The sequence below is a fragment of the Pseudoalteromonas sp. SR41-7 genome, assembly GCF_014163935.1.
Lineage (GTDB): Bacteria > Pseudomonadota > Gammaproteobacteria > Enterobacterales > Alteromonadaceae > Pseudoalteromonas > Pseudoalteromonas distincta.
Window position 1 is genome coordinate 34871 of the sequence record NZ_JACJEF010000022.1, and the last position, 15782, is coordinate 50652.

Annotated in this window: 14 protein-coding genes and 1 pseudogene; 11 read left to right on the forward strand and 4 right to left on the reverse strand. The window is 40.1% G+C overall.

Translation table 11 applies throughout. From position 1 onward, the window contains the following. The first annotated feature begins 173 nt into the window (after positions 1-173). The 5 genes and pseudogenes from H5092_RS19690 to H5092_RS20760 all read left to right on the forward strand — a co-directional run. Positions 174-2357 carry a YHYH protein gene (locus H5092_RS19690; RefSeq protein ID WP_182734764.1) on the forward strand — a complete coding sequence of 728 codons (2184 nt, stop codon included), beginning with the start codon at positions 174-176 and terminating at the stop codon, positions 2355-2357. A gap of 12 nt (positions 2358-2369) precedes the next feature. After that, the gene (locus H5092_RS19695; protein WP_182692507.1) at positions 2370-2879 is read left to right on the forward strand and encodes a hypothetical protein; all 510 of its coding nucleotides are present in this window, start codon (positions 2370-2372) and stop codon (positions 2877-2879) included. 222 nt (positions 2880-3101) lie between these two features. Beyond that, the gene (locus tag H5092_RS19700) at positions 3102-4460 is read left to right on the forward strand and encodes an ATP-binding protein (protein ID WP_259398404.1); all 1359 of its coding nucleotides are present in this window, start codon (positions 3102-3104) and stop codon (positions 4458-4460) included. Between the two features lie 4 nt (positions 4461-4464). Continuing rightward, on the forward strand, positions 4465-5142 hold the full coding sequence (locus H5092_RS19705) for a response regulator (protein ID WP_182734768.1): 678 nt from the start codon (positions 4465-4467) through the stop codon (positions 5140-5142). 104 nt (positions 5143-5246) lie between these two features. Continuing rightward, a pseudogene (locus H5092_RS20760) lies at positions 5247-5411 on the forward strand (metal-dependent hydrolase); the annotation flags it as partial. Between the two features lie 10 nt (positions 5412-5421). Here H5092_RS20760 and H5092_RS19710 read toward each other — a convergent pair. Together H5092_RS19710 and H5092_RS19715 are read right to left on the reverse strand one after the other, a co-directional pair. Continuing rightward, the gene (locus H5092_RS19710; RefSeq protein ID WP_182734770.1) at positions 5422-6210 is read right to left on the reverse strand and encodes a hypothetical protein; all 789 of its coding nucleotides are present in this window, start codon (positions 6208-6210) and stop codon (positions 5422-5424) included. 164 nt (positions 6211-6374) lie between these two features. Further along, a complete protein-coding gene (locus tag H5092_RS19715) occupies positions 6375-7061 on the reverse strand; it encodes a DUF3334 family protein (protein WP_002959987.1) in 687 nt (228 codons plus the stop codon). Positions 7062-7177: 116 nt separating this feature from the next. Between H5092_RS19715 and cmoA the strand changes: the two genes are divergently transcribed. The 5 genes from cmoA to H5092_RS19740 all read left to right on the forward strand — a co-directional run bounded on the left by cmoA (position 7178) and on the right by H5092_RS19740 (position 11525). Next, a complete protein-coding gene (cmoA, locus tag H5092_RS19720; protein WP_165735693.1) occupies positions 7178-7903 on the forward strand; it encodes a carboxy-S-adenosyl-L-methionine synthase CmoA in 726 nt (241 codons plus the stop codon). Positions 7904-7915: 12 nt separating this feature from the next. Continuing rightward, positions 7916-8884 (forward strand): tRNA 5-methoxyuridine(34)/uridine 5-oxyacetic acid(34) synthase CmoB, encoded by a 969-nt coding sequence (gene cmoB, locus H5092_RS19725; RefSeq protein WP_101217174.1) that lies wholly within the window; start codon positions 7916-7918, stop codon positions 8882-8884. A 190-nt stretch (positions 8885-9074) separates the two neighbouring features. Beyond that, on the forward strand, positions 9075-10127 hold the full coding sequence (gene purM / locus H5092_RS19730; RefSeq protein ID WP_002959993.1) for a phosphoribosylformylglycinamidine cyclo-ligase: 1053 nt from the start codon (positions 9075-9077) through the stop codon (positions 10125-10127). After that, positions 10127-10774 (forward strand): phosphoribosylglycinamide formyltransferase, encoded by a 648-nt coding sequence (gene purN, locus H5092_RS19735; RefSeq protein ID WP_182734772.1) that lies wholly within the window; start codon positions 10127-10129, stop codon positions 10772-10774. The genes purM and purN overlap by 1 nt, the downstream gene beginning before the upstream one ends. Positions 10775-10790: 16 nt before the next feature. Beyond that, positions 10791-11525, forward strand: coding sequence for a DUF3108 domain-containing protein (locus H5092_RS19740; protein WP_165724206.1), 735 nt, complete (start codon positions 10791-10793; stop codon positions 11523-11525). A gap of 53 nt (positions 11526-11578) precedes the next feature. Here the strand turns inward: H5092_RS19740 and H5092_RS19745 are convergent, their stop codons facing one another. After that, positions 11579-12343, reverse strand: coding sequence for a class II glutamine amidotransferase (locus H5092_RS19745; RefSeq protein WP_182734774.1), 765 nt, complete (start codon positions 12341-12343; stop codon positions 11579-11581). A gap of 324 nt (positions 12344-12667) precedes the next feature. Between H5092_RS19745 and fadE the strand changes: the two genes are divergently transcribed. Further along, on the forward strand, positions 12668-15124 hold the full coding sequence (gene fadE / locus H5092_RS19750; protein ID WP_002960075.1) for an acyl-CoA dehydrogenase FadE: 2457 nt from the start codon (positions 12668-12670) through the stop codon (positions 15122-15124). A 432-nt stretch (positions 15125-15556) separates the two neighbouring features. Here the strand turns inward: fadE and H5092_RS20545 are convergent. Beyond that, on the reverse strand, positions 15557-15782 hold a 226-nt coding region (locus tag H5092_RS20545), incomplete at its 5' end, for a hypothetical protein (RefSeq protein ID WP_220492574.1).

Sequence of the window (15782 nt, forward strand, 5' to 3'; positions counted from 1 at the left end):
TATAAATAACGCCATACTTAAGTTAATGTTTTCTTCCATACCCAGTCTTTTATCTCCGTAAGCAGCTCACAACTTAACGCCAGCCCTTAATAAAAAAAAGTTTAAAACTACATAATTGCCCTACATTTGAGAACTACACTCTTAAAAGTTAATTTAATCTTTGGAGTTTTTAAATGATGAAAAATACCCATGCCATTTTACTCAGTGCACTGTGCTGCTTAACCTTAAGTGCCTGCAACGAGCAAAACAGCCAATCACTTGAACAATCAAACCTCAATGATTTTACTCTAACCAGCTCAAAAGTAAGTGATGGCGGTAATTTGCCTATTACTTATACGTGCGATGGGCAAAGCATTAGCCCTCCACTTAACTGGAGCGGTGCACCTGACACAACCAAATATTATGCATTAATTATGGATCATAAAGCGCCAGAGGGAATGCATTGGTATTGGACCATGTATAATATTACCGCCGATAAAACACAAATTAAAGCGGGCGAAACTCTCGGTGAAGTAGGCTCTAATAGCGTAAACGATTTAAACCAATACGCACCGCCTTGCTCTAAAGGTCCGGGTGAAAAAAGCTATACTTATACTGTGTACGCGTTATCTGCACCGGTTACCTTTAATAGCGATACAAAAGTAGATCGCTCAGCATTACTCGCTGCTGTAAAAGATATTACGCTCGATACTGCAAGTATGACGGTTAAATACTCGCGAAGCGCCAATAGCGCCGAGCACAAACCTAATGCAAGACCAAAACCAAATGAGCAACCAAAGCCTGATAAATCATATTTAACCGCTAAAGTAAAATCACCTCGTTGCGATGCTATTACACAATCAGTAAGTCATGCAGGGTTTGATAAAAGCGTATCTGTTACGTGCGATGAACACTATGCTTATATTGCCTCATCTACTTATCCTGATCATGAAGTAATGACTGGTATTACAGGTACTAACGAGCAAATACCCGTTCCAGCTAAAGACTACGCCGCACCTATAAAACTAAATCCTAAAAAAGCAAAAGCAATTACTACAATTGATGCAGCCGTAGGTGTTGCCGTTAATGGCGTACCAATATACGACTATTCTTCGCAAGGCGAACTAGACGTAAATAGCTACGATGAGAAACACGACACTTTAGCACTCGGACAGTTAGATATATGCGGCGGACACGCAGGACGAGGTGATGACTACCATTACCACGTATCGCCAACGTGTATGATTGACACAATGAAAAACCAATCAAGCGATGCCATTATTGGTTGGGCTTACGATGGTTACCCGCTCTATGGTAGTAAAAACCCAGACGGCAGTGCAATTGCCAAAGGTGACCTTGATGTATGTAATGGGCAAGCCGACGACACATTTGGCTACCGCTATCAAACATCAGCTACGCCGCCGTATATCATTCAGTGCTTAGTAGGTGAAGTAGATACCGCAAAATTACCAAGAGTGTCACCACTGAGTGGCGATACTCAAGGTATAAGAGCCGACTTACGCCCGCCACAAGGGGGCGTTGAAAACTTAACGCACACAATCTCTGAAAACGGCAGCCGTACAATGAGCTATTCATACAAAGGCGAAAACTACTTTACTACGTACAGCCCTGCATCACAGGGAAAAGACTGCTATAGCTTTAAACAAAAAACCATCAGTAATGGTGGCAAAGTTCAAACAGGTACATTTTGTAGAGGTCCGCAACCAAATCACCTGACTCCAACAATCACTAAGCAAAATACAAATCCTGCCATTACAGGCAAGCATAACTTAAAGCTAGAAGCATGGGCTGATAACTGGTTTACAGCCTACATAGGCGAGCAGTTACTTGTTGAAGATTCTGTGCCTATAACCACAGAGCGTTCATTTAATGCACAAAGCATTACGTTTTCTGCAAACTACCCTATTGAGCTTAATTTAATAATTAAAGACTTTAAGCAAAACGACACTGGGCTTGAATACATCGGCGCTAAAAATCAGCAAATGGGTGATGGCGGTTTTATTATGCAACTTACCGACACCAATACAAATAAAGTGGTTGCGGTAAGCAATAAAAGCTTTAAATGCGAAATACTTCACAAAGCGCCGCTTAACAAATTATGCGAAAGCGAAACAAACCCTGTTGCGGGCGAAGGCGCTTGTACGTTTATGTCAAAAGAAGCACCAACTGACTGGCTGCAAAGTAACTTTGACGATACGAATTGGGCTAATGCAGTAGAGCACAACTTTGCCGATGTAGGACCAAAAGACGGTTACGACGATATTAACTGGGATGAAAATGCAAAATTCATATGGGGCGAAGACTTAGAAACCGACAACACCCTTATTTGTAAAGCAATTATTGAGCAACCTCAATAAAAGGTAGTAATTATGTATTTTTTAAAAAAATTAAAATGGCTAATGCTCGCGTGTATTTTAACAAGTATGAGCGCTCAAGTGAGCGCCCATGTATTAAAAAACACAACAGCCCAAGTAATTTTAAGAGACGGGCAAGTTGAGGTTAAAGTATTAACTAATGCTGAGCACTTAATTTCAGCGCTGCAAAGCGAGCAAGCATGGCTTATGGGCGATATTGATAAGCTTATGCCTACAAACTTAAGTGCAGAGCAACAAGAAGAGTTTGCAAAAAATGCACTTAAACAAAAAACGAGCTTACGTGTAAATCAACAAGTTATCGTGTTTGAACGCGTCACTTTTACCACCAGCAACAACAACGAAGCGCACGACCTAGAAATTGTTTTTCAAGCGAAGCACACATTTACAACAGTAGATGAGCTTGCCATATCGTTCCCTAAAAGTTTAGGTGCAGTTCACGCAAGCTTTGTAAAACCACAATATAAGTTACTGGGTGCTGGCGATACCGCAAAAATAAAGTTCTAGTCCAAATATCAACATACCTAAAAAGCTTACTTAAAAAGGATTTTAGTAAGCAACTCCCTAAATACGCTAATTGTAGGCACATAATCAATATGCAATACTGCTTGGTACGTTAACGTCATGATTTTTACTATTTGCCAATCAGTGAAATTAATACATAAATTCTTTTTAGCTTTTTTTATCACTAATATCGCCCTTGTTGGACTTATGTTTGTGTTTATATACATGACCTTTTCGTCAGGTTTTAACGACTTTGTTGAACAAGAAGAAACAAAGCATGTCGCAATGGTTAAGCATCAACTTATTGAGCTTTATAGCGAATTAGGCAGTTGGCAACCCATTACGCAAAACACGCAATTATGGCGCTCTATTGTAGAGCCACAAAAAAAGCCAGGCGAGCCTAAAACGAATAAACACACAAGCACCCCACCCAAACCAAATAGCAGCAATGCAACGCCCTCTTTATTGTGGGTACACTTACCTGCAGGTTCCCTTAAAACAGGGCAACGTATAAGTTTGTATGATCAAAATAAAAAGGTTGTTGTTGGTAGAGCTAATTTAAACGACAACCCACATATAGAACCTATTTTATTAAACAATAACGTTATAGGCTGGATAGGTTTAGTCCCTTCAAAACTTGTACAAAGTAGCCCAGCTAAAGCGTTTTTAGCAGCGCAATTTCATAACTATTTTATGATCACGTTACTCGTTATTGCGCTCGCATTTATTATGGCTATTGTGTTATCTCGCCATTTAATAAAACCAATAAAGCAAATAGTGACTGGCACAGATGAGTTAACAAAAGGAAATTTTGCCAGCAGAATAATTCCCTCTAGTAAAGATGAGCTAGGTACCCTATCCAACAACTTTAATGCCTTAGCCCACACGCTTGAGCAAAACCAACAAATGCGATTTCAATGGGTGTCAGACACATCCCACGAATTAAGAACCCCACTTACCGTACTACGCTCGCATTTACTAGCCGTTCAAGATGGCGTATTTACAGCCGACACAAAGCGCATTAATTTACTCATAAACCAAGTAGATAACTTAAGTCACATTGTTGACGACCTAGCCCAACTAGCACAAACAGATAGCGTTAATTTAACCTATAACAATGCACGCATTGATTTAATCACTATTTTTGAGCAATCAATTGAAAACTACACCGCTCGCTTTAAAGAGCATGAATTAAATGTAGATAGCAAAAGCTTAACCAAAGCCGGCAAATGTATAATAAATGGTGATAAAGAACGCCTTATACAATTATTTTCAAACCTGTTAGAAAATACCTGCAGATACACGCATAAAGGCGGGCAAGTAATAATACTTGCCAACAAAACACCCAATAACATTGAGCTTATTTTACAAGACTCAGCCCCAAGTGTTTTACCAAACGACTTACAAAAATTGTTTGAGCGTTTTTATCGCGTTGAAAAATCTCGAAGCCGAGAGCACGGCGGCTCCGGCTTAGGGCTTGCACTTTGCAAACAAATAGTAGAAGCACATGGTGGTCAAATATCGTTGCACAACTCACCACTTGGTGGGCTAGAGGTAAAAATAACGCTGGCACTTTTAGGTTAAAATAATGGCATCACAAAAAATACTTATCGTTGAAGACGAAGAAAACATTGCAGAGGTACTTATTGCCTACGCTAAGCAACAAGATTACGAAACTGAGCACTTTAATAGCGGCAAGGGTGTAGTTAGTTTTGTAAAACAAAACGCAGTAGATTTAATACTTCTTGATTTAATGTTGCCAGATGTTGATGGCATAGAGCTATGTAAGCAAATTAGAGCCTTTTCAAGTGTGCCTATTATTATGCTTACCGCAAAAAGTGAAGAAATAGACCGCTTACTGGGTTTAGAGATCGGCGCCGATGACTACATATGCAAACCTTTCAGCCCCAATGAAGTTGTAGCACGCATAAAAGCCGTACTAAGAAGAACCAGCCAGCCTAAAACCAACATCATCAATCATAATAATTTTCAATTACACAAAGACGATTACGAAGCGCGCCTAAACGGCAAAAGTATTGGCTTTACTGCCGTCGAGTTTAAAATATTTTTACTATTTATAAGTCACGTAGGTCGTGTTTTTACCCGCGAAGATATTATTAATAACGTATACAGCGACACAACCGACATATCCGATCGCAACATTGATACACATATTAAAAATATACGAAAAAAGATTAACGACGTTCAAGCAGGACTAAACCCAATAGCGGCAGTTTATAGTGTGGGTTATAAGTTTAAAGAGTAGGTTTAGCCGCTTAAAATAACAGCATTAAAAACGAGGAAAGTATGATTCCCAACGCATTAATTTTTCGATAAACAATGATTTGCTTCCGCGCACTTGAGCTATAACTAAAAACGTTAGTAGTACATGAGCTCGCTAACTTTAAAGAAAAAGACCACAACAAAGGCTTTTATAAACGTTGCTGCCATAAGGAATCGCAGTATCACCAATTGGAATTAAATTTAAGGATATTTTGTGTGATTGTAGCGGTGGGAGAGAACCCTTATGGCTAGTAATCTCAGATTAATTTCCATTGTTACTTTCCTCTTTCCAGGTTGAAAAGTACTTATTCTTCAATACTCTTAGGGCATTTTCAAATCTACAGTGTGTAGCTTTCCACTGTTCTAAGAGCTCATTTATTTCTTCAGTACTATTGATGAGGGCATTTTGAGAGATAGCTATATTCCTCTTAAAATTATTTACCTGTCCCGAGCATTTAGTAGCGTATATATGAATAAGTTCAGCACTCTCACTATCAAATTTATCAATGCATCTTTTTACAACAAGTGACGTTGAATGTGCCTTCCAAGCGTAAGCATTGGTTCTATATGATAAGGTAACAAACCCTAGCTCATTTTTTTCTGTTAAATCCTGTGTAGCTTCACAACCTAGTTTTTCAAGTTCATCAAAAGTATTAATGAAAAAAGATAGTAGCTGTTGCTGCTTTTCATGCTTTATGCGCTTTTGGAATGCATCACGTTGGTCTTTTTGGGACTTAATAGCTAACTTTTCAGAAGCAAGCCTATCCTCTGCTGCCTGTTTATTTGCTAGAGCTTGAACTTTATTACTATCCGATTGAAGATAAACGGTATATATAATCGCAGTAAAAGATAAAAAAGAAAGTATCGGACCGAGCACTCCACCAAAAAAGCTACCAAAGTGTGACCAAGTCTCTGATGTCCCTCCGTACCCTACACCTAAACCTTTGAACCAAAGTGTAAATATGCCAACCATTGAAGCTATTGCTAGTCCAATTAAGAAAATTAATACTCCCTTAAAAATTTTACTATTTTCTTTATAGATAACTGCCATGTAATACTCCCCTCCTTTAGGTTTTAATTTTACTTTATTATAAACAAAAAACGCGATATCGAATCGCGTTTACTATTTAAGTAACTTATTAACTACCGACTACTAAAAATTGATAGAGCAGTGGTTGGGTTTCCTGTCACTCAACCCAACCTACGTAAATAAACTTAAAGCCCTAGGCCTGCCATAAAATCATCATCGCCATCATCTTGCTCTACTGCTTTAGATGATTTTTCTTTGTCCGCTTTTTTACGTGCTTCGTTTTCAATTATGTCATCTGGGTCTAGTGCTTCTGCAATATCAAAGTCGTGTAATTTAATGAACTCTGTTTTATCCATCGCTAATTCCAAGTAAAAAATATTTTGTTTACTTGTGGTGAATGTTACGCGGCGGGCTTGCGGGCGATCCATTGTGGTATCTACCGATATTTGTACTTGCTTATTTATTGCCATCATTTTTGGCTGGTTTTGTGTAATAGACGTATGTAATTGCTCGCGTACTTTAGACGTAAAGTCGCCAACAATTTGATTCATCAACTCGCCTAGTACATTTGATACGTCGTCTGATAAATGGCTATGCGCTATTTCATCTTCTGGCATTCCCATGTTGCGCATGTAATCGCCATAAATTTCCATCGCCGCTTGCGACGTAAAGTTGGTAATTACGAGCCCTGTAAAACCGCCGTCAAATAAAACAAAGCAGCCAATATCTGGTCGCATGCATGTACGCGTTATTTTTTGCACCATGGCTGAGTAGCTAATACCATTACCGCTGGCTGATGTGAGTACGCCTGTCACTGAATGACAAAGGGTTGCTAATATATCGTCTGTGCTGATGACCTTACTTTTGCTCATTTAATCTTCTCTTTTATACTTATTATTCATAATTCTAGTCAAGCTACTGAATTTATCACTGACTATCCAGTATAAAATGTTAAAATAGCGCCATTATTTACAAAGAGACTGCCTTCGTGACCATAAAAGACAGTATTTATGCCTCTGAGCAACAAGTAAAAGATTTTAGCTTTGACCAAAATGTAGTCGAAGTTTTTCCAGATATGATCCAGCGCTCTGTGCCTGGCTACGCAACTATTGTAAGTACAATGGGTAAACTTGCGGGTGAATACGCGCAAAGTAACTCAAATCTTTATGATTTAGGCTGCTCTTTGGGCGCAGTAACACTTAGCATGCGACGAAATATTCGCACCGATAACTGCCATATAATAGCGGTAGATAACTCTCAAGCTATGGTTGAGCGTTGTAAGGTACATTTACAAGGTTTTAAATCAGATGTGCCTGTTACTGTTACTTTAGGCGATATTAACGAGCTTGAGATTCAAAACGCCTCAGTAGTAGCAATGAACTTTACGCTGCAGTTTATTCCGCATGCTCAGCGCCAAGCCGTGCTTGAAAAAATATACGCTAATTTAAAACCAGGTGGTGTATTGCTGCTAAGCGAAAAAATTAAAGCTGAAAACGAGCAATGCGACAATTTATTGATTGATTTGCACCACGACTTTAAACGACACAATGGTTACTCTGAGCTTGAAATAAGCCAAAAGCGTACCGCCATCGAAAACGTTATGCGCCCAGATACACTAAGCGCTCACTTTACTCGCTTAAAAGATATTGGTTTTAGCCAAACTCAAGTGTGGTATCAATGTTTTAATTTTTGCTCAATGGTAGCAATTAAATAAAGAGAGTCATCCATGTCTCAATGGTTTAACCAATTTTACGCATCTATCGCACAAAGCCCACTTAGTCACTGGCTAGAAACCCTTCCTGCACAATTAAAACATTGGCAGTTAGAGGCAAGCCATGGCGATTTACCTAAATGGCAAAAAGTACTTAAAAACTTGCCTGAGGTGGCTACAACACACGTTGATATTTCTACTAAGGTAGAAATTGGCGCCCCAGGGGAGATGAGTGATGGCGAGCAAAAGCAAGCCATGCATTTATTAAAACGCATGATGCCATGGCGCAAAGGCCCATTTAGTGTGCACGGTATTGAAATAGACACAGAGTGGCGCAGTGATTGGAAGTGGGACCGCCTGCTTCCTCATATTGAGCCATTAAAAGGCCGCACTGTTTTAGATATTGGTTGTGGCTCAGGGTATCATTTATGGCGTATGCGCGGTGAAGGCGCAGAGTTTGTCGTGGGTATTGATCCATCTGATTTATTTTTATGTCAGTTTCAGGCAATTAAACACTACAACCCAGATGAAAACGTACATTTACTGCCACTAGGCGTAGAAGCATTACCCGAGCTTAAAGCGTTTGATACTGTTTTTTCTATGGGTGTACTTTATCATCGTCGCTCACCTATCGACTTTTTAGCGCAGTTAAAAGCGCAGCTTCGCCCAGGCGGCGAACTCGTACTTGAAACCCTAGTAATTGAAGGCGACGAAAACACGGTATTAGTCCCAACCGACCGCTACGCTAAAATGCGCAACGTTTGGTTTATTCCAAGTACTGCAGCATTAAAGCTGTGGATGGAGCGCGTTGGCTTTAAAGATGTGCAAATAAAAGATTGCGCTATTACCACGCTTGAAGAGCAACGTAAAACCGACTGGATGGAAAACGAATCGTTAATCGATTTTTTAGATCCAAACGATACAAGTAAAACAATTGAAGGCTACCCCGCTCCACTTCGAGCCATATTAACCGCAAAAGCATAGCTGTTAATTTAACGCCTTTAATACTAAAAAAACGCCTACGGGCGTTTTTTTGTTTATTTAAACAACAAACAGCGGACAAGTGTCCTTGTTAATTATTTCAAAATTACATTTACGCTAGCCGCGACCTTGCAATTGTTGTAAAATACGCGCGTTTCTAAGCAACCCAAAACAACTATTTTGAGGAAAACCTGTGAGCGAACAAAAACAGTCTCTAAGCTATAAAGACGCGGGCGTAGATATCGACGCTGGTAATGCACTTGTTGAGCGTATTAAAGGCGTAGTTAAAAAAACTCGTCGTCCTGAAGTAATGGGCGGAATTGGTGGTTTTGGCGCACTTTGCGAAATTCCTGAAGGCTACAAGCAACCAGTATTAGTTGCAGGCACAGATGGTGTTGGTACTAAACTACGTTTAGCAATCGACTTAAAAAAACACGATACGGTTGGTATTGATTTAGTTGCAATGTGTGTAAACGACTTAATTGTTCAAGGTGCTGAACCCCTGTTTTTTCTAGATTACTATGCAACTGGTAAACTAGATGTAGACACAGCAGCTGACGTAGTGACAGGTATTGGCAAAGGTTGTGAAATTTCAGGTTGTGCCCTAATTGGTGGCGAAACAGCTGAAATGCCAGGTATGTATGATGGTGAAGACTACGACATGGCAGGCTTTTGTACAGGCGTTGTAGAAAAATCAAAAATTATTGATGGCACAAAAGTAGCAGCAGGCGATCAGCTTATTGCACTTGCTTCAAGCGGTCCTCATTCAAATGGCTTCTCTTTAATTCGTAAAGTACTTGAAGTGTCAAAAGCTGATACCAGCGCTGACTTTGAAGGTAAAACATTAGGCGAAACTCTACTTGAGCCTACGCGTATTTACGTAAAACCTTTACTTGAGTTATTCAAAAACGTTGACGTACATGCGCTTTCGCATATTACTGGCGGCGGTTTTTGGGAAAACATTCCACGCGTATTACCCGCTTCAGCAAAAGCTGTAGTTAAAGGTGATAGCTGGCAGTGGCCACCAATTTTTAATTGGTTACAAGAAAACGGCAACATTACTACACACGAAATGTACCGTACATTTAACTGTGGTGTAGGCATGGTTTTAGTAGTCCCTGCTGACAAACTTGAGCAAAGCTTAACAATGCTAAAAGACTTGGGCGAAAATGCATGGCACCTTGGTGAAATTCAAGATGCAGCAGCTGGCGAAGAGCAAGTTGAAATTGTAGGTGGTGCTAAGTAATGGCACCGACTCGTCTGGTAGTTTTAATCTCAGGTAGTGGCTCTAATTTACAAGCCATCATAGATGCCTGCGAACGTGGCGAGATAAAGGGGCATATAGCGGCTGTTATTAGTAATAAAGCAGACGCTTATGGCCTAGAGCGTGCAAAACAAGCAGGTATTGCTACAAAAGTGCTCAGTCATAAAGATTTTGACTCACGCGAAGCGTACGATGCGCAATTAATGAACGTTATCGACTCTTTTATGCCAAATCTAGTTGTATTAGCTGGGTTTATGCGTATTCTTACTCCTGGCTTAGTGCAAAAATATGTTGGAAAAATGTTGAACATTCATCCATCTTTGTTGCCTAAGTATCAGGGGCTGAATACCCACCAAAGAGCAATTGATGCAAAAGACGATGTTCATGGCGTAAGTGTTCACTTTGTTACTGAAGAATTAGACGGCGGTCCCGTTATTCTTCAGGCGCAAATACCTGTACTCAAGGATGATACAGCAGAAACATTAGCAAAACGCGTGCATGAGCAAGAGCATATAATTTATCCTTTGGTGGTCAAGTGGTTCAGTGAACACAGACTTACTATGGAAGCAGATTATGCAGTTCTTGACAAAAAACAACTTCCTGCACACGGCGCGCACTACCCACAATAAAAAAATAAGTGCCCTGTTGTTATGTGCGGGCGCTTTACTTCCAACTAGCCTAATTGCAGGCGAATTGACCCAGTATCAAGCTAATTACGATATTTTACGCAAAGGTAAAAATCATGGTGAGGCTGTTCGTGAGCTCAAAAAAACGGGCGACGATACTTATGAACTTACATACCACAGCAATATTGAGTGGATGATTTTCTCTGACTCTCGTGAAGAAACATCAAAGTTTACCTTCAAAGATGGCAAGGTTACCCCGCATCATTACAACATGATTCGTACAGGGACAGGCCCAGATAAAGATTACAAAATTGATTTTGATACAACAAACAAAGTAGTGACTAGCAGCGCTAGTGAATACCCACTTAAATGCGAATGGACTGATGAATTTCAGGATGCTATTTCGTACCAAGTGCAAGTGCGCGAAGGATTGAAAAAAGGCAAAACAAGCTTTTCATTCCCCCTTATAGATAAAAAAGGTAACCGCCGCGACTACAACTTTGAAGTAGTTGAAAAAGAGATGATCTCCTTACCTATCGGTAATGTAGAAGCCATTAAAGTGAAGCGTTTATACGATAACGATAAACGCCAAGCAATTGCATGGTTCGCGCCAGAAATGGATTACATGCTGGTACGTATGTGGAAAGGCGAAAAAGGTATGGAGCAGTTTGAAGTTCAAATGAATTCATTTACTGTTACTGCGCCTACAGCTGTTGCGCCTGCTACAGCACAACAACCTCAAGAAGCTAACTAAATTTAATTAAACCAAAGTTAAGTTAAGTTAAGTTAGTATTTAAAATAGGTGGGCTAAATTAGCTCACCCATTTTAAACAATGCAAATTCCCCAGGCTCCATTTTTTGCCAGCGCTCATCATTCGTCAAAGGCCTTGTAGCTATAACTGTTACTACATCGTTTGGTGTGGTCTCTTGTTGAAAATCAACCACCATGTCGGCATCAATCAACGTTGCTTTACCAAATGGCGCACGGCGCGTTATGTAGTGTAAGTTATTAGTGCAATACGCTAAAACAAACACCCCATCGGTCAATAACATATTAAACACGCCTTTTTCACGTAGCGTATGCGAAAGCTTAGCCGCATATCTAAAAACCGACGCCATATTACTTGGTCGCTGCGGGTACTTTTCACGAATTTTGTCAAGCAACCAACAAAAAGCGAGTTCGCTATCGGTGTTACCCACTGGGCGATAGTACTGCGGTTTTAAATCATGATAATTAGATAGCTGCCCGTTATGAGCGTAAGTAATTTCACGCCCCCATAACTCTCGCGTAAAAGGATGAGTATTTTCAAGGCATACTCGCCCGCGATTACCTTGGCGAATATGGCTAATAACCGAGACACTTTTAATGGGGTATGCTTTAACGAGCTTTGCAATTTCAGATTGATAACTCGGCTCAGGATCTTTAAAGGTTCTACAACCTTTACCTTCGTAAAACGTAATGCCCCACCCGTCTTTATGTGGTCCCGTGTTTCCGCCACGCTCTAAAAGGCCTGAAAAACTAAAACAAATATCGGTAGGCACATTGGCTGACATGCCAAGTAATTCACACATTAATAAAATAACCCTTAAAAACCATACATTAAAATAAATAGCGTTATATTTGTGTATTAAGCGTACACTAATTTGCAGCCCGCTATAACGGCTATACTTACTTAAAAAATGTCATTTTGCTATTAGATTTATTTATTTTTACGTTAACACTACTTACGGTTAATGCTTTGACTATACGATAGTTATTGTGCGTTCCTCTGTCGGGTAATTAAATATCGTATTTAAGTTACTTTCTACTACAATTTAACATCGTTATGTACTTGAAAATTACTGTTACTAGCGCTACTCTAAGTGAGGTGGTCTGACCTCTATTAAGGAATAAAAATGACACTCATATTTACACTGGTTCTAATCGCGTTGCTTTGCACTGCGGTTTACCACAGAGCAAGTTGGAACACAGCACTTGGTGTTTCGGCTATAACTTTATTAATTGGTACCTTTGCGGGTGCTTTTGGTTTAATTAGCTGGTTGATCTTTTTGATCATCGCGGTTCCTCTTTCTGTTACTGGCCTTCGTCAGCAATATATCATCAAGCCTATTTTTGCTACGTTTAAAAAAGTAACGCCAAGCATGTCTGATACTGAAAAATCAGCTATTGATGCCGGTACGACGTGGTGGGAAGCTGACTTATTTTGCGGTAACCCAGATTGGAAAAAACTTCACCAATACCCAGTTCCTAAACTTACTATTGAAGAGCAAGCCTTTGTTGATGGCCCTGTTGAAGTAGTATGTAGCATGTTGGACGATTGGGAAGCAACGCACGAACTAACCGACCTTCCTCAAGATGTATGGCAATATCTAAAAGATAATAAATTCTTTGCCATGATCATCAAAAAAGAATACGGCGGTTTAGAGTTTTCTGCATTTGCACAGTCTTGTGTACTTCAAAAACTAACAAGTAAATCAACATTACTTTCGTCAATTGTTGGTGTACCAAACTCTTTAGGCCCAGGTGAATTATTACAACACTATGGTACAAAAGAGCAAAAAGATCATTACTTACCGCGCCTAGCGAGCGGTCAAGAAATTCCATGTTTTGCATTAACTTCGCCAGAAGCGGGTTCTGATGCAAGCTCAATTCCAGACTACGGTGTGGTATGTAAAGGGCAATGGAATGGTGAGGAAGTTGTGGGTGTTAGTTTAACGTGGAATAAGCGTTACATTACACTTGCCCCAGTGGCTACCGTACTTGGTCTTGCGTTTAAGTTACAAGATCCAGATGGGCTAATTGGCGACAATAAAGAGCCAGGCATTACCTGTGCACTTATTCCAACGGACACTCCTGGAGTTGAAATTGGTCGTCGACATTTCCCGCTTAACGTACCATTTCAAAATGGTCCTACTCGCGGTAAAGATATTTTCGTACCACTTGATTATATTATTGGTGGTCCAGATATGGCTGGTCAAGGCTGGCGCATGCTGGTTGAGTGTTTATCGGTTGGTCGTGCAATTACATTGCCGTCAAATTCTGCCGGTGGCATTAAAATGATTGCCGTTGCAACGGGTGCGTATAGCCGCATTCGTCGTCAGTTCCGTTTACCTATTGGTAAAATGGAAGGTGTTGAAGAGTCACTAGCAAAACTTGCTGGTTACGCTTACAGCTCTGATGCTGCGGTTAGTATGTCTACGGGTGCGGTTGATTTAGGCGAAAAGCCATCGGTAGTTTCTGCCATTATTAAATACCACCTGACAGAGCAAATGCGTGATGCAACTATTCATGCAATGGATGTACTTGGCGGTAAGGGCATCATGCTTGGGCCAAATAACTATTTAGGTCGTGGCTACCAAGGTGCACCTATTGCCATTACCGTTGAAGGTGCAAACATCTTGACCCGTAATATGATTATTTATGGTCAAGGTGCAATTCGCTGTCATCCATTTGTACTTACCGAACTAGGTGCGTGCGAAATTGAAGACCGCGAAGAAGCGCTTAACGTATTTGATAAAGCGCTAATGGGTCATATTGGTTTTACTATGTCGAACCTTGTACGTACTAAGTGGCTTGCACTTACCGGCGCACGTTTTACAAGTGTGCCGTACAACGACGAAACTGCTGAATTTTACCGTATAGCGTCACGCTTTAGTGCATCACTTGCTCTTATGTCAGACATTAGCATGGCAGTATTTGGTGGCTCACTAAAACGTAAAGAACGTATTTCAGCACGTTTAGGTGACTTACTTAGTTACTTATACTTAGTGTCTGCAACGCTTAAGCGTTACAACGACGAAGGCCGTAAAAAAGAAGATTTTGCTCTAGTAAAATGGAGTTGCCAAGATCACCTTTATCATTGCCAACGCGCACTTGCTGATTTAATTAATAACATGCCTTCGGCTCCACTACGTGCCGTGTTAAAAGTATTGTTATTCCCGTTTGGTCGCCCGGTTCGTAAACCAACTGACCAACTTGAGCATAAACTTGCGCAACTACTACAAGTACCTAGTGAAACGCGTAACCGTTTAGCAAGCTACGTATACTTAAAAAATGAGCCGCTTAACCTTGTGGGTCGTCAAGAGCAAACGCTTAAAGACATCCTAGACGTTGAGCCATTATTTGAAAGAGTATGTAAAGAGAAAGGCCTTAAACTGCCATTCTTTCAGCTTGATAAAGTAGCGCAAATGGGGCTTGAAGCAGGCATTTTAAGCCAAGCAGAGGCTGATAAACTAGCTGCTGTTGAGCAATCTCGTTTAGATGTTATTAACGTTGATGACTTCGACCCTGCTGACTTACTTGCAGGAAAAGCCGCACGTAATAGCGTTAAAAAAGAAGCTGATGCTGCTTAACTAAGCTAAGCATTTACAGACCAAAAGCCAGCATATAACGTGCTGGCTTTTTTGTGCACAATAAAAAGTTTTAACAACGTGATGGAGTAGTTTAATTCGTTAGATTGTTTAAATAATTATACAGCTTGGTATAACAGGCAGCTCTAACATCTAACCAACCCTAAAAGCTCTGTATTGATTAAATACCCCTAATTCACCTCTATACTCCTGTAAAAACTTAAACCCTCTCAAGAGCTCTACAAGTACAACACTATAAAGTTAATGACTATACCAATTAGCAATAATACTTAGAGCCTCCCTAGCAGTGTTAAAAATCTCTGATATACGACTGCATAGATGCAGGAGATAGATCAATGCAGGATCATTTGCCGAAAACAACTGAATAACGAATTATTCCTTATTATCGACATGCTTTTCTTACATCAAAATAGATTACTTAATTAAGCGAATTGGGGTTAAACCTGGCGTTAAGTTAACTACGGTAAAAGTTTCAAAGTTACGAAAGAAGGGATACAGCGCAATGCACAAGCACTTAACCAGAGCATCGGCAGATTGATATAGGTATTGATACGGATAATAAGGAATATAAGCAGGTTCGTACAAGGAATGTGTTTGATAGCTGATAGCTGATAGCTGATAGCTGATAGCTGATAGCTGA